15 protein-coding genes are annotated in these 21,789 nt (G+C 72.1%); 8 read left to right on the top strand and 7 right to left on the bottom strand.

The genetic code is table 11. The features are described 5' to 3' along the window. Positions 1-17: 17 nt before the first annotated feature. Positions 18-770 carry a MerR family transcriptional regulator gene (locus tag ACN28F_RS03815; RefSeq protein ID WP_289206735.1) on the bottom strand — a complete coding sequence of 251 codons (753 nt, stop codon included), beginning with the start codon at positions 768-770 and terminating at the stop codon, positions 18-20. A 63-nt stretch (positions 771-833) separates the two neighbouring features. On the opposite strand from ACN28F_RS03815, the gene ACN28F_RS03810 reads away from it, so the two are divergent. Next, on the top strand, positions 834-1,529 hold the full coding sequence (locus ACN28F_RS03810; RefSeq protein ID WP_289206734.1) for a hypothetical protein: 696 nt from the start codon (positions 834-836) through the stop codon (positions 1,527-1,529). After that, positions 1,526-2,065 carry an RNA 2'-phosphotransferase gene (locus tag ACN28F_RS03805; RefSeq protein ID WP_289206733.1) on the top strand — a complete coding sequence of 180 codons (540 nt, stop codon included), beginning with the start codon at positions 1,526-1,528 and terminating at the stop codon, positions 2,063-2,065. Before ACN28F_RS03810 ends, ACN28F_RS03805 begins: the two co-directional genes overlap by 4 nt. On the opposite strand, the gene ACN28F_RS03800 is transcribed toward ACN28F_RS03805, so the two are convergent. Beyond that, entirely contained in the window at positions 2,050-3,018 is a 969-nt protein-coding gene (locus ACN28F_RS03800) for an aldo/keto reductase (protein WP_289206732.1), read from the bottom strand. The two genes, ACN28F_RS03805 and ACN28F_RS03800, sit on opposite strands and share 16 nt — an antisense overlap. A 339-nt stretch (positions 3,019-3,357) precedes the next feature. On the opposite strand from ACN28F_RS03800, the gene ACN28F_RS03795 reads away from it, so the two are divergent. After that, a complete protein-coding gene (locus ACN28F_RS03795; protein ID WP_289206731.1) occupies positions 3,358-3,843 on the top strand; it encodes a hypothetical protein in 486 nt (161 codons plus the stop codon). Positions 3,844-3,972: 129 nt separating this feature from the next. Further along, entirely contained in the window at positions 3,973-4,836 is an 864-nt protein-coding gene (locus tag ACN28F_RS03790; protein ID WP_421357010.1) for a phosphotransferase, read from the top strand. Between the two features lie 125 nt (positions 4,837-4,961). Here the strand turns inward: ACN28F_RS03790 and ACN28F_RS03785 are convergent, their stop codons facing one another. Continuing rightward, the gene (locus ACN28F_RS03785) at positions 4,962-6,329 is read right to left on the bottom strand and encodes a hypothetical protein (RefSeq protein WP_421357009.1); all 1,368 of its coding nucleotides are present in this window, start codon (positions 6,327-6,329) and stop codon (positions 4,962-4,964) included. Positions 6,330-6,552: 223 nt separating this feature from the next. Here ACN28F_RS03785 and ACN28F_RS03780 point away from each other — a divergent pair, with 223 nt between their 5' ends. Together ACN28F_RS03780 and ACN28F_RS03775 are read left to right on the top strand one after the other, a co-directional pair. Next, positions 6,553-8,445 (top strand): DUF6461 domain-containing protein, encoded by a 1,893-nt coding sequence (locus ACN28F_RS03780; protein WP_421357008.1) that lies wholly within the window; start codon positions 6,553-6,555, stop codon positions 8,443-8,445. Positions 8,446-8,560: 115 nt separating this feature from the next. Beyond that, a complete protein-coding gene (locus ACN28F_RS03775) occupies positions 8,561-9,697 on the top strand; it encodes a cellulose binding domain-containing protein (protein WP_289206727.1) in 1,137 nt (378 codons plus the stop codon). A gap of 119 nt (positions 9,698-9,816) precedes the next feature. On the opposite strand, the gene ACN28F_RS03770 is transcribed toward ACN28F_RS03775, so the two are convergent. The 3 genes from ACN28F_RS03770 to ACN28F_RS03760 all read right to left on the bottom strand — a co-directional run bounded on the left by ACN28F_RS03770 (position 9,817) and on the right by ACN28F_RS03760 (position 17,707). Beyond that, positions 9,817-14,430 (bottom strand): S8 family serine peptidase, encoded by a 4,614-nt coding sequence (locus ACN28F_RS03770; protein ID WP_421357007.1) that lies wholly within the window; start codon positions 14,428-14,430, stop codon positions 9,817-9,819. 48 nt (positions 14,431-14,478) lie between these two features. After that, positions 14,479-14,664, bottom strand: coding sequence for a hypothetical protein (locus ACN28F_RS03765; protein WP_289206725.1), 186 nt, complete (start codon positions 14,662-14,664; stop codon positions 14,479-14,481). A 112-nt stretch (positions 14,665-14,776) separates the two neighbouring features. After that, positions 14,777-17,707: an AAA family ATPase gene (locus tag ACN28F_RS03760; protein ID WP_421357005.1), complete on the bottom strand. Its 2,931-nt coding sequence runs from the start codon at positions 17,705-17,707 to the stop codon at positions 14,777-14,779. A gap of 281 nt (positions 17,708-17,988) precedes the next feature. Between ACN28F_RS03760 and ACN28F_RS03755 the strand changes: the two genes are divergently transcribed. Together ACN28F_RS03755 and ACN28F_RS03750 are read left to right on the top strand one after the other, a co-directional pair. Then, a complete protein-coding gene (locus ACN28F_RS03755) occupies positions 17,989-19,569 on the top strand; it encodes a pectate lyase family protein (RefSeq protein ID WP_289206723.1) in 1,581 nt (526 codons plus the stop codon). Between the two features lie 448 nt (positions 19,570-20,017). Further along, complete coding sequence (locus ACN28F_RS03750; RefSeq protein ID WP_289206722.1) at positions 20,018-21,205, top strand: ATP-binding cassette domain-containing protein; 1,188 nt, start codon at positions 20,018-20,020, stop codon at positions 21,203-21,205. Positions 21,206-21,230: 25 nt separating this feature from the next. Here ACN28F_RS03750 and ACN28F_RS03745 read toward each other — a convergent pair whose 3' ends face one another. Further along, positions 21,231-21,764: a hypothetical protein gene (locus ACN28F_RS03745; RefSeq protein ID WP_421357004.1), complete on the bottom strand. Its 534-nt coding sequence runs from the start codon at positions 21,762-21,764 to the stop codon at positions 21,231-21,233. Positions 21,765-21,789: the final 25 nt, after the last annotated feature.

The following is a 21,789-nucleotide window of genomic DNA, read 5'->3' as shown; positions in this document are numbered from 1 at the left end:
TGACACTTCGGTCCCGTTCACCGAGCCGGCCGGGCGCGCTGATGCAGGCGGGTCGGTCGGTCCGGGCGGGCCGCGACCGGGATCTCCAGGACGGTGACGGCTTCCCCGTCGCCGTCGACCAGGTGATCCTCCGCCGTGGGACCGGCGACTGTCAGATCTTGGCGGGGCAGCCAGGCGAACAGCTCGAGCCCGGCGCGGACCACGCCGGTCGCCGGTGCGACAACGGCCCGGACCACGGTACGGGCGGGCAGGTCGAGCCGCTCGCCGGGCCCCTCGGTCGCCACCGCCGCCCGGAACACCGCCTCCGGCCAGCCGCGGAGCCAGGTCAGCAGCACCGTCGGCGGCCGCAGACACAGCGTTGCCAGCTCGGCGGGATCGGCGACCGTCAGATGGCGTACCCGCAGCCGGCGGGCACCGACCTGCGCGACCTGCGGCAGCACCGATGCCGTACCGGCGAGGTGGTCCTCGGCGTCGGCGACCGTCGCCGTACGGGCGGCGATGTCGTCGCGCAGCACCGCCACGGTCTCGGCCAGGGCCTGCCGCAGCTCGGCGTCGGGGGCGTCCAGCAGGTCGGCGATCCGGCGCAGCGACAGTCCGAGGCGTTGCAGGCCACGGATGCGTTCCAGCCGGGTCAGTTCGGCCGCGCCGTACCAGCGGTAGCCGGTGAGCTGGTCGGTCGCTGCCGGCGGCAGCAGCCCGACCTTGTCGTAGTGCCGCAGGGTCCGCTCGGAGACCCCGACCATGCGCGCCACCTCACCGATCCGCCACACGCCGGTGTCCTCCTGCCCCGCAGTGTTGACTCTGCCCCTGCGGCAGGGTTTTAGCGTGCCGCCATGGATGCCGTTGAACGCGATTCCGCCGCCCGGCTGACAGGCGTACTGCTGCTGGGGTCGTTGCTTGCCATGCTCGCCGGTGTCGGCGTTGTCGTGCCATCCGGGTTGACCCTGAACCCGGCCGACCCGGCCGCCGTGCTGACGGCGGTGCACGCCCGGGTCGAGCTGCACCTGATCGAGTTGGCCCTCGACGTGATCGGCTGGCTCGCCCTGCTCGCCGCCGGTCTGGTGCTGGCCGCGCGTCCCGACCGTCCCCGCGCACACCTGTCCGTGCTGGCCGGCGGACTGCTGACCGGCGCCGGCCTGGCCGGGCTGCTGCACGACGCCGGAAACCTGGCGGTCACCCAGCTCGCCGCCGACCCCAACCAACCGGCTGCCGTGGCGGTGGCGGAAGGGCTGCTGCTCACCGCGAAGTGGACGGTCAACCTGGCCGGGCTGCTCTGGGTGGCTGCGACCGTGGCGGCCGCGTCCGGCATCGCGTTGCCGACCGGGTTTCGGCGAGCCGGTCTTGCCGCCGGGGCGTCCGGTCTCGCCGCGGTGGTTCTACCCTGGACGACCGGGACCGCCGGACCGTCTGCGGTGCTGGAACAGTTCGGCTACCTTCTGCACCTACCGGTGATGCTCTGGTGGGGCGTGCTGGGGTGGCGGCAATGCCTATGCGGGCGCGTGCGCCGGCCGGCCACAATGCGGATGTGAACGACAAGTTGTTGGTCAGGATGAGCAAGCGGATGTCGCTGGCGTTGCGTCACGCACCAGCTCGGTTCGCGCTCGAACTGGACCCGGCCGGCTGGGTTCGGGTGACGGATCTGCTCGCCGCGCTGCGGATCACCCGGCTGGAGTTGGACACCGTTGTCGAGCGGGACGGCAAACAACGGTTCGCGCTGCGCCGTGACCCCGACGGCACCGAGCAGATCCGGGCGAACCAGGGGCATTCGGTCCCGATCGCCCTGGGGCTGGTCGCGCTGCCCCCGCCGGAGCGGCTCTACCACGGCACGTCCGCTGCCGCGCTCGACTCGATCCGGGCCACCGGGCTGCACCGGGCCCGGCGCCACCACGTGCACCTGTCGGCGGACACCGACACGGCCCGCCGGGTCGGCGCCCGACGGGCCGGTGGCGTCGTAATCCTCACCGTCGACGCGGCGGCGATGGCCCGGGACGGTCACCTGTTCTACCGCAGCGCCAACGGGGTGTGGCTCACCGACGCGGTGCCGCCCCGCTACTTGGATGTCTGAGCGCCGACGCGGGCGTCGATGGTCGCCATCAGGTCGGCCGGGAGCGGGCCGGCGGCTGCCGCCGCGAGACACTCTCGCAGCTCGGTGCGGTTCTTCACACCGAGGACGACGGTGTCGACGCCCGGCATCGACAGCGTGTACCGGTGGGCCAGCGACGCAGCGGACTCGCCCAGCTCGCGGGCCAGCTCGCGCAGCGGCGCGGCCCGCCGGAAGTCGATCATGGTCGGATGCTCCGGCGGCAGGTCCCGGTCCACCGCGTCGGTGAACGCGCCGGCCGCGACCGCGCGGATGCCCATCACTCCGACGCCGTACCGGCCGGCGGCCGTCAGGATGTCGCGTGGCCGGGAGCCGTCACCGTCCGGCCGCAGCAGGTCGCCGGGGGAGTCGAGCAGGTTCGTCACGCACTGGGCGACCGCCGGGGTCGGCTGCTCGCCGAGCACTCGGATTATCGCGTCCGACTCTTCGACGGCGGTGATCCCCCAGGCGCCGATCCGGCCGCGCCGGACCAGGTCCTCGAACGCCGGCCGGACGGCCCCGGTGAACAGGTCGGCGGAGGTGACCCCGGTGGTGCCCGGCGCGGCCTGCGCCACGATCGGATTGTGCAGCAGCAGCACGTCTACGGCGGACAGTCGCATCCGCTGCAGGCTGTCGTCGAGGGACTGCTCCAGCAGGGCCGCGACGTCACCGGCGGCCGGGTTGCCCAGCCCGCACTTGGTGACGACGCGTACGCCGGCCGGCAGATTGCCGTCGAACGCCGCGCCGACCACCCGCTCCGCCTCGCCGTCGCCGTAGCCGGGGGCGACGTCGAGCAGGTCGATGCCGGCGTCGACTGCCTCCCGTACGGTCGCCACCGCCTCGTCCCGGTCGGTGACGCCCCACACCTGGCCCAGCCCGCCCCCACCGAGGGTGAGGACACTGACCGGTCCGATGCTGCCGAGGCTACGCTTCTCCATCGCCGTACGTTCCTTCCGCCGCGATCTCAGGTACGGCCGAAGTTTCCCACTTCGAGCACACTCGAAGTCAACCGTGGACAGGCTCGGCCATCTATGGGTGATCAGTGTGCCAGCCGTCGGTCAGGCCGCCGGGAGGGTCTGGCCGAGACGAGTCACCTCTGCCTGTTCGAGATTTCCAAGACATTGACTAGTATCACGAAGATGGCGTCGGAGACATCGAACTAAACCAATGATTAACGGTCGGAAAGGGACAAACACGTGAATGGTTTCGACAGGCGAATGGGTGGACTGATCAGCCGGTCGCTCCATCGGCTGACGGTTGTCGCTCTGGCTGTCACCATGGGGCTCTTCCTGCTCCCGGCGGCAGTCGCGCAGGCTGCCACGTGGCGGTCGGCGACATCCACCGGATGGGGGCCGAGCCCGGCCGCCGGCCAGCAGAACGCGGCGAACAACGCCCGCGCGGCGCTCACCTCGCTCGCCGCGAACCTCGGCGAGACCTGCAGCAATGTCACGGTCTCTGCGCCGCGACACCTCTACACCGCGCCTGACGGCTCGGCGTACGTCTACGAGGCGACAGCCACCGGCTACTGTGTACCGGCCCCGCCGCCGCCGTCGTACACCGTTGCCCGCTCGGCGACCCGGCAAGGCAGCGGTGCCACCTCGACCAGCGCGATCCAGAACGGGGCCCAGGCTGCCCGCGCCGACATTCTCGCCGTCGGCGTTGCCTGCGCGAACTGGGCGACGAATGCCAGCAATGTGTTCACCGCACCGGACGGATCCTGGCACGTCTACAACGTCACGGTCAGCGCGCTCTGCACGAACTGACAAGCCGGCATTCGGCAGGCTCGGGTGTGACACACGCGCAAACGCACTCGGACAGTCGTCAGCCCTGCGCCGTCGACGTGGCCGCCTGTCCGTGTAGGCCGGCGCGCCCCGCCCGTAGAATCCGGGGCTGTGGACCCGGCGCTCGGCACGCTCACCGGGCAGCAGCGGTCGTTGTTGGACCGCTGGCTGCCCGGCGTGAGCGTCGAGCGGGACCACAGCTGGGGCCTGGTGGCGACCACCGTCCTGGGGGTGACGCATGCCGGGTCGCGGTTCATCGTCAAGGCCGGCGGCCACGACGACCATCACCTCGCCCGCGAGTTGCACGCCCACCGGCACTGGCTGCGCCCGTGGACCAGGATCGGCCGCGCCCCGACGTTGGTGTACGGCAGCGCCGAGGCGAAGCTGTTGATCACCCGGTTCCTGCCGGGTGATCTGGCGCTCGGCAGCGGGCACGCCGACGACCCGGACATCCACCGGCAGGCCGGCGAATTACTGGCGATGCTGCACGCCCAGATTGCCGTCACCGACGTCGACCACGAGCGGCGGGAGAACGCCAAGTCCCTGTCCTGGCTCGCCGGCCCGCACCGGATCGACGACGACACGGTACGGCGGTTGCGCGCCGAGATCGCCAGCTGGCCGACGCCGTCGGTGACCCTGGTGCCCACCCACGGCGACTGGCATCCGCGCAACTGGCTCGTCGACGGTGGCGTGATCAGCGTCATCGACTTCGGCCGCGCGGCGCTGCGGCCCGCGTACACCGACCTCGCCCGGCTGGGCGTCAACGACTTCCGCCGTACGCCGGCCCTCGAAGCGGCGTTCCTCGACGGCTACGGCACCGATCCGCGTACGGCCGACGCATGGCACCGCACCCAGGTCCGGGAGGCGATCGGCACCGCCGCGTGGGCCTACCGGGTGGGCGACGAGCGGTTCGAAGCCCAGGGCCACCGCATGATCGCCGACGCGTTGGGCGACCGATCCCACCGTCGGGCATGAGCGAAACGCCGATTCAGGCACAATTTCGGTACCTCTGCAGGAGCAGCAGCTCGTCGATCCAACCAAGGAAGACGTCGAGATCGTCGCCTGCAGCTACCACTACGAACGGTAGCTGCCGGGCGACGTCAGCCGGCGGCCGTACCGCCGAGGGTCGCCAGGGTCTCCTCGGCGCGCGTGACGTCGGCGACCGCCTGGGTGTCACCGAGACCGCTGTAGAGCTCACGCTGCCAACGCAGGCAGTCGCGCAGCAGCGAACGGATCCCGGCATCGACGATCGCGTGCGGGAACAGGCTGCTGACCAACCCGGTCAGCCAGTTGGCGGCGTCGACGGCTACCTCAGACTGACCGTCATCGTGCCACTGCCGGCCCGCCCGGTACAGCACCCGGCACCAGGCCGGCCCGTACCGGTGGAACTGGTAGCGCAGCTGGGCCGTCCCGAGCTGGGACGTGCCGGCGAACAGCACGTGCGCGTCCAGGGCCAGCCGCATGCCGGACCGCGGATCGCCCCGATCGAGCGCCGCCTCACTGAGCCGGGCCAGCTGGACCGCCACGTCCGGTGCCTGCGCCAGCCGTACCCGCAGCAGCGGGACGAGCGGCAGGCTCGCTGCGGCCAGGCCGGGCAGCCGGGCCTTGAGGTCCGGGGCCAGCTCGGCGAGCACCGCCGGTAGGGTCGGCCGCTGTCGCAGCTGGTCGATGGCGTCCTCCCAGGCATCGGGCCGGCCCGAGTGGTCGGGATCGACGAGACGGCGGACCGCCTCGGCGAGGTCGTGCTGGCCGAGCGCCCGGTACGCGATGTACGCGACGTCGACCGCCAGCCGGAACTCGTCCCAGTGCTTTGTCCAGGCCGCCTCGCGCTGCCAGGGCTGCACGGTTGCGAGACTCTGTGCGTACCGGGACACCGCGTACCCGGCGGCAGCGGCCACGATCTCCGGATCGCCGCCGACCTTCATCTGGACGTACCCGGCTCCGGTGGCGGTCAGCGCCTGGTCGAAGTCGGACGGCGGATCGGCGGACTGTGCGTGCACGACGTACGTGTACAGCGCCTGCTGGGCGTCGACGAGGCCGGAGAACGGGTGGCCCAGCTCGGCGTGTGCGCGGGCCCTGATGATCGCGACGTCGGCGAGGATCCGTTCGGTCACGGGACCCCCGGACGAGCCGGGTAGTCCGTCGACGGCGATATCCCGGATCTGCATCATCCCGTCACCGGCCGATGCGCCGCGTAGCTCGGCGACCATCTCCCAAGTGGACTCGGCTGCCGTCAACGTGTCCACCGCGGCCCGGTTGTCGCCCCGCCGATGCTGCACGTCGCCGAGCGCCAACTGGATGCGGCCGAGCAGCTCCTGGTGATCGACAGCGGACGGGTCCTGCGCGGCAGCCGCCCCAGCCAGCTGACAGGCGTCCTGGTAGGAGTGGGCGGCCTCGGCGAGATCACCGCCCGCCCGTGCCTGGTCACCCTTGTCGACGAGCTTGTGGATCTGTCGTTGCGTGAACATCACGCGATCCTCCCGGCCGGGTTGTGTCGCGGGGTAGGGCCGGCAGCGACGTGAAACGCGTCGAGGACGGCTGACGAGCCGTTCCCGGTCCACGTTAGCCAGCGGACACAACCCCGTCGCCAAGTGGAGCGTCACGGGCGAGCTGGTGCGTGTTCCTGTCAGACCCGCTCATTAGCCTCCCGGCGATGTGCTGTGCGGTGCCGACGCGGCGGGGGAGTTGCGCATGAACGAGTTGTCGGATGTGTTGGTGGCGGAGTGTGCGCGGGCGGTGCGGGATGCCGTACCGCTGATCGCCGGCCGGATTCCGGCGGGCCCGGCCGCCCGGCTGGGCCGGTTGGCCGTGCCCGACGACGAGATCACGGCCGGCCGGGACGCCTGGGGGTCTACCGGGCCCGCCGCCGCCGCACATCCCACCGTTCCCGGCGGGTCGGTCGATCCGGCCGCGCTGGTGGCGCTACGCGGCCTGGGACACCTGTCGACCGAACGGCTGCTCGGTGCGTTGGAGCTGACGGTCGCCGATCTCACCCTTTCCGGGGTGCCGGACCTGTCGCAGCTGCTGCCCCCGCCCCCGACCAAAGGTCAGTTCCTGTTCGCCACGACCGGGCACGACGGCGAGGCGCTGTCGGCGGTGACGCTGCTGGAGCGGCTGCGCCCCGGCATCGTCGACCTGGTCGAGACACTGACCCGGCGACTCGCGGCCCACCCGCACGTCGCGCCGCTGCTGGCGGTCTCGCCGGGTGCCGACAACGGGTCCGACGTCGACGTCGACGGGTCCGGAGCCGACAGTGCGGGGTCGGGCACCGCACGGGAGGCGGCGATGGTGGCGCGACACGGGGCCGGACATCTCGCGCTGGCGGTGGCGACCGCCGTCGCCGTCGTCGACCAGGCCCGGATTCCGCCGATCGTCGACCGGGCGGTGGCGACGGTCGGGCTGGGGCTCGGGGTGGCCGTGGAGATTCTGCGGCGGGCACCGATGCCGCCCGGGTACGCCGACGCGCTGCTCGCCCGGATCCGCGACGAGTTCGCGCCGATGCGCAGCTTCGAGCGGGTCGAGGTGACCGGTCAACGATTCGCGTTGCGGGAAGGGCAGCGACCCGTCCTGCCTGTGGTGACCGACGACGCGTTCGCCGGCAACGGGCTGGTCGCGGTCGTCGACGGTGGTGCCGTGGTCCGTACCGGTGCCACGAACGGGGTCGTCTCGGTGGAGTTCGCGGTGTTGGCGCAGCCACCGGAGGAGGTGTCGCTGTCCGGCTGGGAGGAGGTCGTCGAGGTCAGTTGGCGGGCGGCGCAGGGTCGGGCGTCGCTGGTCGGAGCGACCGACGTGGGCGGCGGTCCGTGGCGGCAGCGACGGCGTAACCGGACCGCGCCGTGGCCCGGCGACTACCGGCTGCGGGTGCATGCTCAGGGGCGCGACGACGGCGACAACGAGTTCGAACGCTACGAACTGATGGTGTGGCCGGCACCGCCCACCCCGGATGTCGTGCACCTGCGGACCGATCGACTGGGTCACCGGCTGCGCGGCGAGCCGGAGCCGGTGCGGCAGCCCCGCCCGGAGCACGCGTACCGCTGGGTGCGGCGCGGTCCGCTGTCCGTCGCCGGCACCGTGACGGTGGCCACCGGCGTCACCGTAGACGACGTACTGCGGGCCTTCGGGGCCGATCCGGCCCGACCCACGGCGATCGACGAGATCGAGCAGCAGATGTACGGCGGGGGTCGCCTCGATCCCTGGGTGACCGTGCGTGACACCGGCGGCGCGGTGATCGTGGTGGAGGTCAACGGGTACGAGGGCACCCACGGGTCGGTGCTGTGCACGGCGTCGGCCCGGGGCCGGGCGGCGAGCATGTTCTGGAACGTCAACGCGGTGACCCGGTTGTCCTTCGCCGAGCGGGGTGAGCTGATCGAGTCGTTCGAGCCGTGGGGTGACACCGAGGTCGCCCCGGTCGTCGCCGAGACGATCGCCGGCCTCGACTTCGACGTGCCCCGCGACCGGGTCGAGAAGGGACTTGTCGCGGTGGAGCGGTTCACCGGGTACGGAGTCACCGAGGCGGATGTCGCCCGCATCTGGGACGCCGGCGTGGGCTTTCGGGTCACCGACCAGGACCGGTCGTTGACTTAGTAGGGATCCTAAACAAAGCTGAGGGTGCGCTCCCATCGGCGGTCCCCGTCACCGGGGCCGCGCGGCCACCGTTGCACGGCCGCCCGGCACCGGTGTGACCTCGGAAGGATCGACCATGTCACGAAGAACCACTGTGTACACGGTGCTCGCCGCCCTCGCCATGGCCCTCGGCCTGGCGGTGCCGCTGGCGGCGCCCGCCGCCTCGGCCGCCACCCCGGTGCGGATCATGCCGCTCGGCGACTCCATCACCGCCGGCCCCGGCTGCTGGCGGGCCCTGGTCTGGGACCAGCTGCGCCGCGCCGGGCACACCGACATCGACTTCGTCGGCAGCGCCTCCGACGGCGGCAGCTGCAACTACGGCTTCCCGTACGACCCCGACCACGAGGGGCACGGCGGCTTCTCCGCGGTCGGCATCGCCAACAACAACCAGCTGCCGCCGTGGCTGACCGCCGCACGCCCGGACGTCGTGGTGATGCACCTGGGGACGAACGACCTGTGGGGCGGCTGGCAGTCGATGGACACCATCATGGCCGCCTTCACCACACTGGTCGGGCAGATGCGGGCGCACAATCCGGACATGAAGCTCCTGGTCGCGCAGATCATTCCGCACCACGGCTGCGCCACCTGCCCGGCCGACACGGTCACGCTGAACAACCGCATCGTCGGCTGGGCCGCCGGCCTGACGACGGCCCGGTCACCGGTCGCCGTGGTGGACCAGTGGACCGGCTTCGACGCCGCGACCGACACCGGCGACGGCGTACACCCCAACGACGCCGGGTTCCGCAAGATGGCCGACCGGTTCGCACCGGCGATCGCGCGACTTCTCGGCACGCCGACACCGACACCGACACCGAGCGTGACCGGCACTCCGAGCCCGACGCCAAGCACGACCGGCCCACCACCTGTCACCCCGACGCCGACGGTCGCCCCGACCACGACGCCGCCGGCCGGCGGAAACTGCACGGCCACCTACCGGGTGGCCAGCCAGTGGAACGGCGGCTTCCAAGGTGAGGTGACCGTGCGCAACACCGGCCCGGCGGCGACGTCGGCGTGGACCGCGACGCTCACCCTCGGCGGGGGCCAGCAGGTCGGCCAGGCGTGGAACGCCACCGTCACCCAGACCGGCACGACCGCCACCGCCCGCAACGCGAGCTGGAACGGTAGCCTGCCGCCCGGCGGTACGGCGAGCTTCGGCTTCCTCGCCTCCGGCGTCGGTGCCACCGGAGTCTCCGTGACCTGCGCCGTGAGCTGATCCGACCGTCCAACGGCGTACGCCCCGAGGGGTCTCCTCGGGGCGTACGCTCCAGGTGGCTCACCGTCGACGGGTCACCGACCGGTGAGCCGGTCACGGATCAGCTGGTGACCAGCGCGTCAGCTGGTCTCCAGCGCTCCGGCCGATCGGCCACACATCTGACGCAGCGCCCAGTCCTCGACCCGTACGCCACCGGCGGTGATCTGGGTCTGGCGGGTCTGCGGCATGTAGCCGTCCTTGGCCACGATCATCGTGACCGGATTGTGCCGGTGGTCGAGCCAGTGGGCGTAGCCGCCGTCGGTGCCGGTGGCCAGCGGCAGCTCCATCGTCCACGTGCTCAGCTGCACCGTCGCCCCGGTGATCGGGGTCCGGTCACCGTCGCAGCCGACGGCGGAGACCGTACCGGTGATCTTGCCCCAGGTGTCCGGTGGGGTGACCGTCATCGTCACCGGCACCGCGTCGACCGCGTACGGGGTGTCCTCGAAGACGGCGACGCTGCTGGTGTAGGTGCCCGGCTGGGCCACCTCGGCCGTCAGCGTCATCGTCACGGTGACGCTCTCGCCCGGGGCGATCGTCGCGGTAGCCGGATCCACCGCCAACCACGCCGTGTCCTGCGTCGACCCGCACTGGTCGAAGCCGGGCAGCAGTTCCACGGTCGTCGTCGGCTGGAAACCGGCGACCGACGAGCCGCCGACCCGGTAGAACCCGCAGGCGCTACCCGGCCGGAAACCGGGACTGTTCGCCGCCGGCAGGCTCGACCACGCGTCGGTCACCGGGTCGTAGGCGTACCCCTGGTTGGTGATCGCCGCAAGGCCGGTGCCGCCGCCGGAGACCAGCAGCTGGTTGTCGGCGCTGTGGTACGCCGAGCCCCACAGGTTCACCGGCAGGTCCGCCACCGGTGTCCAGGCGTCGGCGGTCGGGTCGTAGGAGTAGCTGGCGGTCACCGGCTGGCTGTTGGACAGCCCACCGGCGCAGATGACCCGGCCGGCGACCGCACCGCAGGACTGCCAGCCGATCGGCACCGGGTACGGGGCCACGGTCTCCCAGGTGTCGCCGCGCGGGTCGTAGCGGAACACCTGGTCGCTGTTGGGCGTGCAGCTGGTCGTCGTGCAACCGCCGATGACGTACAGCTGGCCGTCGAGCACCGCCGATCCGGCGGCGGCCGACGCGGCCGGCACGTCGGCGCCCGTGCTCCACGCACCGGTGGCCGGGTCGAAGATCAGCGTGTCGGTGTTCAGCGCGCTCCAGCCGCTGACCAGGTAGACCTTGCCGTCGATCACCCCTTCGGCGGCCTGGCTGCGGGGACCGTTGGGCAGGTCGGCGAGCCGGGTCCAGGTCTGGGCGGCCGGGTCGAAGACGTACACCTCCGCCAGCGTCGAGCTGCTGGAGCCGCCGAACGAGTACACCTTGCCGTCGACGGTGACCGCGCTGTTGTCCATCACTGTGCGGGGCAGACCCGGCAGGTTCAGCCACGGTTCAGCGGCCGGGGCCGCAGCGCCCGTCGGGGCCGGCGCGGCGGTCGGCCCGAACCCCGCAGCCGGGTCCGCGCCGGACAGCCGCTCGATCGGTACGTCGACCGGAACGGTGCGCACCGGCGCGCCCGGTGCCGACGCGAGCGCCCGGGATCCGACCCGGGTGCCGTCGGCGCGGGCGATCTCGAAGTCGTCGGCCCGTTCGGCCAGCTCCACCTCGGCCGGCGCGCCGCCGGTGTTGGTGACGGTGACGCGGGCCGTGGTCGTGCCGCCCAGCGGTACCGTCGCGGTCACCGGTGCCCCGGTGACAGTCAGCTGGCCGGCGGCCAGGTTGTAGTTGTGCCGGGTGGTCCAGTCCTCGGCGACGTCGGCCCACCGGGTCAGCGGCGCGTACTGGTTCGCCGTAGCGGTGATCCGGTGCCGGCCGGCGGGGGAGAACAGCGCGTAGAACCCGTCGTCGATCCCCGGGTCCGTCGGCGTGGCGACGGTACGGGTGCCCGCGCCGACCCGGTCCACCGGGGTGACCTGCGCACCGACCAGCCCGGCCCCGGTGTTGGCGTCCCGCACGAAGCCGGCGACCAGGCCACCGTCGACCACGAGGCACTCGAACTCGGTCTCGGCGATCCAGTCGACCGCGTTGCGGAACACCCGGGCACTGTCGTCGTGCCAGACCGCCGGTCCGGTGTTGTAGCTGGCCGCGTGCATCGACAGCAGCACGTGTCGGTTGTTCGCCCGCTGCTGCACGCCGATGCCGACCCCGACTCTGCCGGCCTCCGAGGTGACCGCGTTGGCGATGACCATCCGACCGTCACCGCCGTAAGCGTCGAAGAAGCCGTAGTACTTGGAGTAGTTGTCCGTCTCGTCGAAGGCGATCCGCCCGCCGAGCGGGAAGCCGGCCACCACCGGGTGTTCCTGCATCACCTGGTACGACAGGTCACCCTCGGTGTCGTAGACGATGCCGCTGCTGCGGGTACCCGGGTTGCCGGTGTACTGGCTGAGCATGTAGATGCCGTTGCCGCCGGTGTTGGACCAGGTGTCGAGGAACAGTAGACCGACGCCGGCCGCGTCGGTGTCGGCCAGGAACCGCAGGAACGTCTCCTGGCCCGGGTTGCTCGGCTGGTTGACGATGATCGCGTCGTAGCCGGTGACGTCGGTGTCCCAGTCGACCTCGGTGCTCGGCACGCCCTGCGCGTCGAGGTAGTCGCCGAGCTGACCGGCGTCGTCGCCGAGAATGCCGATGCCGGCGGAGAACGCGTAGCCCGGGGCGGTCCCGCACCGCTCGACCGTCGCGGCGACGTCCACGGTCCGGTTGCCGCCGCGCAGCTCGACCGCCTGTTCGACGATGCCGTAGCCGTCGTACTGCGGCTCCACCACCAGCGTGTACCCCGTGTGCGCGGGCAGGGTCACCTGGTAGCGGCCGGTGAACGGGTTGGTGAAGGTGCCGACCGGGGTGCCGTCGACGGTGACCTTGGCGTACAGCGGCCAGCCGTGGCCGGAGCCGTCACGGACCAGACCGCTGAGCGTCATGGTCGGCAGCGCGGTCAGCGCCACGTCGACGGTGGTCGCGCCACCGGCGGTGATCGTCGCTTCGGCGGTCTGCGGGGCGTAGCCGAACGCGGTGACGGTCACCGGGTAGGTGCCGACGGTCAGCCGGGCCGAGTAGGAGCCGTCCGCGCCGGTGACCCGCTCGCGGGCCGGCTCGGTGTCGATGGTGACGGTGGCGCCCTCGATCGGCTTGCCGGTGGCGGCGTCGGTGACGGTGCCGGTCAGGGTGCCGGTGTCGCCGACCGGTGCCGCTTCCAGCAGCGCCAACGCGTCGAGCCGGCCCTCGCCGAAGACGTTGTTGTCGGCGCCGGTGCCGCCGCACTGCGGGTCGGCGGTGTCGATCGCCGTCCGGTCCAGCAACTCGCGGGTAGCGTCGGTGTCGCCGATCAGCGACGGTGCCGCCGACCACAGCAGCGCCACCGCGCCGGCGACGTGCGGCGACGCCATCGAGGTGCCGTCGTCGGTGTAGTAGCTGCTGCCTGGCCCGGAGGAGCGCACCGCGACGCCGGGGGCGGCGATGTTCGGCTTGAACTCGCCGTCCTGGCCGGGGCCTCGGCCGGAGAAGCCGGCGATCCGGTTGTCGCTGTCGTACGCGCCGACCGAGTAGTTGATCGTGCGGCTACCGGGGGAGCCGCTGGACTGGCAGCCCAGCGAGCCACTGTTGCCGTTGGACCAGATGCCGAGGATGCCGGCGGCGTCCCACGCCGTCATCACGTCCTCCATGAACGGATCCATCGACGGCGCCCGGCTGCCCCACGAGTTGTTGATCACGTGTGGCCGTCGGCCCGCGTCGGGGTTCTGCCCGGCGAGGTCGGTCGGGGCGAGCAGCCACTCACCGGAGGAGACCAGCGCGGCGTCGCTCGGGCAGCAGCCGTTCGCCGCGATCCAGGTGGCCTCGGGGGCGACCCCGATCCGGTTGCCGGGGCCGCCGTCGCCGACCATGGTGCCCATCGTGTGGGTGCCGTGGGTGCCCCGGTCACAGGGCCCGTCGGCGCAGCGGCCGTCGGCGTCGAACCAGTTGTAGTCGTGGTCGAACGTGCCGTCACCGAGGTTGCCCCGGTAGCTCGCGACCAGCGCCGGGTGGTCGAACTGCACGCCGGTGTCGAGGTTGGCGACGGTGATGCCGGCACCCTTGGTGCCGTACTGGTCCCACACGTCGTCGGCGTTGATGTTGGCGACACCCCACTCGACGGCTTCGTCCGCCGTGGGGGTGCGGGTCGACTCGTCGGCGGTGGGGGTGCCCGGCGCCGGGTCGATCAGCTGGTACTCGACCGGCTGGTACAGCCCTTCGACGTCGGAGCGGGCCGCCAGCTGCCCGGCGAGCGTCGCCGAACCGTCGTGGACGTAGATCGCGTTGGACGCCCAGAACGACTGGTAGGTCACACCCTGGGTGTCGAGCAGGTGCCGTACGTTGGTCTGGCTGGTGGCGGCGGCGGTCCGCAGCGCCCGCACGACCGCCTCGCCCCGGGCCGTCCAGTCGTCGATCTGGCGGGCCTGCGACAGGTCGGCCTGGGCGGTGAACCGGATCCACAGGTCGGTGCCGCCGGTGGCCTGCAGCGACCGCTCCAGCTCCGGTTGAATCTTGTCGGCGGCACTGCGCGCCGGGGCGTCGCCCGGTTCCGGGCCGGGTCGGGGTGCCGCCGTGGCCGGCAGTGGCGCGACCAGCGCCACCCCGGCCAGCAGCACCAGCGACAGGGCTCGTGCGATGGATCTCATCGATGTCCTTCCGTGGGATCGGCCACGCGGGGTTGGCGCGGTCGCTCCTTACAGGGGTTGGTACGGGTCGCGGCGGTCGCTGTCGAACGCCGCGCCGTCGGGTGCCGGACCGTCGGTCGGCGCGGCGGCGTCGTCTCCGGTGTCGGCCGGTACGGCCACCGCCTCGCCAGGTCCGTCGGCGGCGGGATGATCGGGGCCCGGCGCATCGATGGGCCGGCCCGGCGGCATGTGCATACCGTCATGCTGCTGACCCGACGGGACGCTAGCTATCCAGCAGATACGTCAAAAAACCTGGATGCCACAGTGGATCAGCCTCGTCCGGTGACAGTGGTGTTGCGGACGGGTTTCAGCTGTCCGCCGAGAGAACTCCCGCCTCCATCGCGGCGACCGCCAGTGCCGTCCGGGTGGACACCGACAGTTTGCGCATCGCGGAACGCAACTGCTGATCCACTGTGGCAGAAGACTTGGTCAGGATCCGGCCGATCTCCCGGTTGGTGTGTCCTGCCGCCACCAACCGGACCACGTCCAGCTCGCGGGGGGACAGCTGGTCGCCGTACCCCTTGCGGCCGCCCCGCCAGCGGCGTGGCACCTGCCCGCCGTGCGCGCGCAGCAGCGTCGCCACCCGGTCGGCGTCGCCGCTCGCACCCAGGTCGGACAGCGCGGCGTGGACCTCCGTCAGCAACTCCCGGCCGGGCCCGGTCCGACCGGCTGCCAGCAGCGCCGCCGCCTGTTGTTCGCGGGCCAGCAGGGCGTCGTACGGGCGGGGCAGGGCCGTCCAGGCGCCGGCGGCCCGGTCGAAACCGGCTGCGGCCCGGTCGTGGTCACCGGCGGCGGCGGCCAGCGCCGCCCGGCACGTCGCAAGCGCGGCCTGCGGGCCGGGCGCGTCGCGACCGGCCAGCCCTCGGGCGAACCGGCGGACCAGTTCGGCGGCCGGGCCCGGCCGGCCGGCGGCCAGCAGCGCCGCGACCCGCGCAGGCGCGATATCGGTGGCCCACACCCAGACCCGCTTCGCGACGACGGTCGCCATCGGTGCTTCGGTGACCCGCGCCGCCCGGTCGATCTGACCGTCGTCGAGCCACAGTCGGGCCAGCGCCGCCGCCGGCTCCATCGTGTCGTCCACCGCGCCGCGCCCGGTCGCCTCGTCCAACACCAGCTGAAAATCCTGCTCGGCGGCGGGCCGCCGGCCCTGGGCGGCGGCCAGCCGGCCGGCCAGGCGGACCCCGGCGAGATACACGCCGGGGCGGTCCCGGTCGGCCTCGGCGAGGTCGCCGGCGCGGCGGGCCAGACCGTCCCAGCGCCCCGCGAACCAGTCCAGGTTGGCCTGTTCGATCAGGATGTTGTAGCGCAGTCGGCTCAGCTGCTCGACGTCGGCGAGGTCCATCGCGACCCCCAGGTGGCGTGCCGCGTCGGCGTACCGGCCCCACAGCAGCGCGCCGGTGCCGACATTGGCGTGGATCCGGGCGATGTCCCGGCGTTCGGCCGAGGTCGCGCCATCGATGGGTATCCCTGCCACCAGGTCCCATGCCTCGGGTTCACCGAGCATCAGCAGTGCGGCCGCCCGGTTGCCGGTCAGCGACAGCCGGTCGGCGGCGGCGGTGATGTCGGGCATCAGCGCGGCGGCGCGGCGTAGCCAGCGCAGGTGGGTGACGGCCGGCCACGGGCCGGCGTACGCCCAGCCCAGGTAGGTCATCGCCCGGGCCGCCTCCAACGGATCGTCGAGGTGGTCGACGGCGCGGCCGAGTTCGGTCAGCGCGGCCTGCGCCTCACCACCGATGATCAGTAGCCGACCCAACGGGTTACGGATGTCGGCCTGCTGCCGGGTGGTCAGCCCGGCCGAGCCCAGCACGGTACGCAGCGTGCCGACCACCCGGTGGTACACGTCGTCGACCGGTTCCCGGCGGCCGAGCGCCGCCACCGCTGCCGTACGGGCGATCCGGGCCTGCTCGGGTGCGGGAAGTCGGGCCGTGGACAGCACCTCGTCGAGGGTGACCACGGCCGAGGTGTGGTCCCCGGCGGCGATCATCCGTTCGGCGGTCCGTTCGGCGTACCGGGCCCAGTCGGCGGTCTCGCCGGCCTCCCGGAAGTGGCGGGCCAACCGGGCGACCGGCGGCGGGTCGAGTGCCTCGACCGCCCGAGCGGCGCGCAGGTGCAGGATGCGGCGTTCGGCCCGGGGGACGGCGTCGTAGACCGCGGTGGCGGTGAGCGCGTGGCGGAACCACCACCGGCCGTCCTCGCCTTCGTCACACTGCAGCAGGCCAGCCGCTGCGGCCTCGGCCGAGGCGGTCCGGCAGGCCCGCCGCAGCAGCCCGGCGGTGGCCGCGAGGGTGGCCTCGTCGCACGGCTCAGCCAGGACCGCCGCAGCGCGCAGCACCCGCTGGGCCGGCTGGGTCAACCGGCCGACCCGTTCCCGGGTCGCGTCGCGGACCGACTCCGGCACCTGCAGTTCGTCCAGGCTCAACCGGACCCATCGCCCGTCGCGGTGGACCACGTCCGCCCGGTCGCAGAGCAGCCGCACCGACTCCTCGACGACCAGGGGCACCCCGCTGGTGCGCTGGTGCAGAAAGCTGGCGAACTCGGCCGACATCGGGTTGCCGTCGAGCATCGACGACACCAGCGCCGCCGTGTCGGTCACGTCCAGCGGGGCCAGGGTGATCCGGACCGGTGCGCCGGCGGTCGACGACCGCGTCGACAGACGCAGCAGCAGCGACTGGTCGTCGACCTCCTCGGGCCGGTAGGTGACCACCAGCCCCGGCCCGCCCGGCTGCGGGCGGGCGGCGAGAAGGAGCAGGAACTCCAGGGTGGCCTCGTCGGCCCAGTGCGCGTCCTCCACGACGAGCAGGTCGACCCCGAGCGCGCCGATCACCTCGTCGAGGGCCCGGAACAACCGGTGCCGTGCGGCGCGGGCGTCGTCGGTCGGCTCCGGGGCCGGCGGCAGTTCGGCCGACCATTCCGGTACGAGTGGGCGCAGCGCGCCGGCCAGCGGGCTCAGCCGTACCCCGGTCAACCGGTGTCGGGCATCGCGCAGGCCGTCGACGATCGGGCCCAGGGTCAGCGACTCCCGCATCGGCGGACAGACCGCGAGCAGGGTGCTGGCGCGGCGCGCCGGCAGCGCCGCCAACGCCTCGCGGACGAGGCGACTCTTGCCGATGCCGGCCTCGCCCCGCACCAGCACCAGCGTCGAGGGCCGGGTCAGTGCCCCGACCAGCGTGGCCGTCTCGCCGGCCCGGCCCACGAACCGGGGCGCGCGGACCGCCACCGGGTGCCCACTCACCCGCATCGTCGCAGGCTAATCCTGACCGGACGGTCCGATGGTGACGTGCGTGGGTCAAAGCGCGAACGAGACGAAGAACGGGTCGCGGTCCGTCCCGTGCGATTCGGTGCAACAAATCTGCACATGGCCAGCTATTGCCCTGAGGAAAACCCTTTCCTACGATTGCGTTTCGTTGATGTTTCGCACCAGGGCCGGGTGGGAGGCAGATCGAAGGACATCGCTGACGGCGGGTCTGCGGGACGGGCAACGTCGCCCCGCCGCGAGACACCAGGAGAAGGTGAAGCACCATGAGACGACCAGTCGCACTGAGACTCCTCGCGGCAGCGGCCACGACAGCCGTGGCCGCCACGATCGGGGTGGCCCTGCTGACGCCCCAGGCATCGGCCTCGGTCACCGGCAGCGCCACCGGTTTCGCGACCGGCAACGGCGGCACGACCGGTGGCGCGGGTGGCCAGACCGTACGGGTCAGCACCGGCACCGCCCTGCACGCGGCGCTGTGCAACCGGGCCAGCAGCAGCACTCCGATCATCATCGAGGTGCAGGGCACCATCAACCACGGCAACACCAGCAAGGTGTCGGGCGACAGCTGCAACACCGCCGACGGGGTGATCGAGCTCAAGCAGATCAGCAACGTCTCGATCGTGGGGGTCGGCAGCGGAGCGGTCTTCGACCAGGTGGGCATCCACATCCGCGAGGCCCGCAACATCATCATCCAGAACGTGACGGTCCGTAACGTCAAGAAGTCCGGCTCGCCGACCTCCAACGGCGGGGACGCCATCGGGATGGAGGCGTCCGTCCGCAACGTCTGGGTCGACCACGTCACCCTGGAGGCATCGGGCGGGGAGTCGGAGGGCTTCGACGGCCTGTTCGACATGAAGAACGACACGCAGTACGTGACCCTGTCCTACAGCATCCTGCGCAACTCCGGCCGCGGCGGCCTGGTGGGCTCCAGTGAGAGCGACCGCTCGAACGGGTTCGTCACCTACCACCACAACCTGTACGAGAACATCGACTCCCGCACGCCGCTGCTGCGCGGGGGGATCGGGCACATGTACAACAACTACTACGTCAACCTCAACGAGTCTGGGATCAACTCCCGTGCCGGGGCCCGCGCCAAGGTGGACAACAACTACTTCGAGGACTCCAAGGACGTCCTCGGCACCTTCTACACCAGTGAAGCCGGCTACTGGCAGGTCGGCGGGAACATCTTCGACAACGTGACCTGGTCGTCGCGCGGCGGCGACACCAACCCGGCCGGCCCGAATCCGCAGTCCAACACCAGCGTCAGCATCCCGTATCCGTACCCGATGGACGGGGCGAGCTGCGTGCCGAACCTGGTCCGGCAGCTGGCCGGTGCCAACAAGGGCAACCGGGTGTCCAACGGCAGCTGCACCCCGCAGAACCCGGCGCCCACGACGCCGGCACCGAACCCGACGACGCCCGGTCCGAACCCGACCACCCCGGGGCCGAATCCGACGACGCCGGCACCGGGTCAGCCCGGTGGGACCAACCTCAGCATCGGGGCCGGTGCCGACGGGTCCAGCAAGGCCAGCGGCACGAGCTACGGCAACGCGGTCGACGGTGACCTGGGCAGCTACTGGTCGCCGAACGGCTCGACCGGCCGGATCTCGGTCAAGTGGGGGTCCGCGACCACGGTCGCCGCGATCGTCATCCGGGAGGCGTCGGGTGCCGCCGGCAACATCGGTTCCTGGCGGGTCGTCAACAACGACAACGGCGCAGTCCTGGCCACCGGAAGCGGGGCCGGTGTGATCCGGTTCTCGCCGACCTCGCTGAGGAAGATCAACTTCGAGATCACCGGCGCGAGCGGCACCCCGCGGGTCGCCGAGTTCGAGACGTACGCCGGATAACCGACCCATCCTGGGCCCGGCCGACCACTGTCAGCTGCGGTCCAGCGTGATCCCCTACCAGGATGCTGATCCCGGTAGGGGATCACCGGTGCCGGTTTGCCGATGCCCGGGTCCGACCAACGGTGCGAACGGTGCGTTACGCACCGTCATCGACCCTGCGGGCAAATGTCGATCCAGCGTTATTCCTCTGAGGAATAATTATACCCCTGTGGAATAACGGTTTTCGGCAGTACTGCCCCCGAGGGCTCTGACGGGAGCTGCCCGACCAGCCGCGATGCTACGGTTGCCGCATGCACTCAGGTACCGCGTCGCGGAAGCTGCGCCGCCGCCGCTGACGGCGGCAGGGTGACCAGCATTTCCGCGACCTGACTCTGCTCCGCCGTCCCTGGCGTTCCCGCCGGGCGGCGATTGCGCGCTGCCCGGCTCCACGGCGAGCTGAGAGCAGACAGTGAACAACTCCGGGAACAACCCACCATTCGACCTGACGTCAGCATCCGACCTCGGCTGGGGTAGTGGACTGCCAGCCGGTGACCGGGCCCACGTTCGGGCCGACGGACTCCACGTCGTACTCGGCGGACGGGCGGTCCTGGCCGACGTCAGCGTCGTCGTCTCCGCGACGTCGCGGCTGGCCATCGTCGGTGAGAACGGCCGTGGCAAGACGACGTTGCTGCACGTACTGGCCGGCATCATCCGACCCGACCAGGGCACCGTACGGCGCGTCGGCACCTTCGGCGTCGCCCGACAGACCCTTCCCGCCTACGCTGGCGAGACCGTCGGTGACCTCACCATGGGCGCGATCCGCGCCTCGCAGCGCGCGCTGCGGGCACTCGACGAGGCTTCGACCGCGATCGCGCAGGGCCGCCCCGGCGCCGACGAGGCCTACGCCACCGCGCTGGACGCCGCCACCCGCCTGGACGCGTGGGACGCCCACCGTCGGGTCGACGTGGCGCTGGCCGGGCTCGACGCCTGCCCCGACCGCAGCAGGCCGCTGTCGACGCTGTCGGTCGGCCAGCGTTACCGGGTCCGGCTGGCCTGCGTGCTGGGTGCGTACTACGACCTGCTGATGCTGGACGAGCCGACCAACCACCTCGACGTCCGACCCGGGCTGCCCCTGCTGCGCTGCCACGACGTCACCGTGGCGGCACGGTTGTCCCGGCCGGTCACCGTCGAGTTGGACGGCGGCGACCGGCTGCTCGTCACCGGGCCGAACGGGGCGGGCAAGTCGACCCTGCTGGCCGTTCTCGCCGCGCACCTGGCCCCGTCGGGCGGGTCGGTCACGCACCTCCCCCCGGCGCGGGTCGCCTACCTCGGTCAGGAGGTTCCGCCCTGGCCGGCCGACCCCACCGGCCTGCTCGACCGGACCGCCTCGGGCACCCCGGTCGGGCGGATGTCCCACGGTCAGCAGCGTCGGCTCGACCTCGCGTTGCGGTTGGCGCAACGACCGAACCTGCTCATCCTCGACGAGCCGACCAACCACCTGTCGGCGGTCCTGGTCGACGAGCTGACCACCGCCCTGCTGGCCACCCCGGCAGCGGTGGTGGTGGCCACCCATGACCGGCAGTTGCTCGACGACCTGTCGGGGTGGCCGACGTTGCGCCTCGATACCCCGCCCGACGCCGGGACCGACGCCACCTGACCGTTCGAGGTGGTTCGGCGACGGCTCAGTCGCTGCCCGGGTGGCGCACGATCCGGGCGAGCACGTCGTCGCCGTCGCGGACGCCGACGACCCGGACCTCGGCGTCGAGGTCGAGCTGCGCCAACTCGACCTCGTCGCCGTCGTCGACCACCCGGCACTCGTCGGCGCAGGTCCAGTCGAGGGTGAAACCGTCGGTGGACTCGACGGTCAGCGAGTTGCCGTCGACCGACTCGACGGTGCCGCGTTGGCCGACGACCGTATGCGGTCCGTCGTCGGTCTGCACGGTCAGTTCGCCGTGCAGTGCCGCGCCGCGCGGGCCACCACCGGCGAACGGGTGCCGGCCGCCCCACGGCCCACCCCGCCGGCCCGGGTAGTCGTCGCGCCAGTCGGCGAAGCTGTCGTAGTCGTCGATGGCGCTGGTCAGCGCCGCGACGCTGACCGGCTCGCCGGTGCCGCCGTCGGTGCCGGTCGGCCCGCCGGCCGCGCAGCCGGCGAGGACCACGGCGGCGGCACCGGCGGTCGTCGCGGTCAGGACACTGGTACGCAGTGAACGTCTCATGCGTACCAGCGTCGGCCAGGGCCAC

Source organism: Solwaraspora sp. WMMA2101 (assembly GCF_049179175.1).
Taxonomy (GTDB): Bacteria; Actinomycetota; Actinomycetes; order Mycobacteriales; family Micromonosporaceae; genus Micromonospora_E.
The sequence above is the reverse complement of the archived record's forward strand: the minus strand, read 5'-3'. Positions and strand labels throughout refer to the sequence as shown.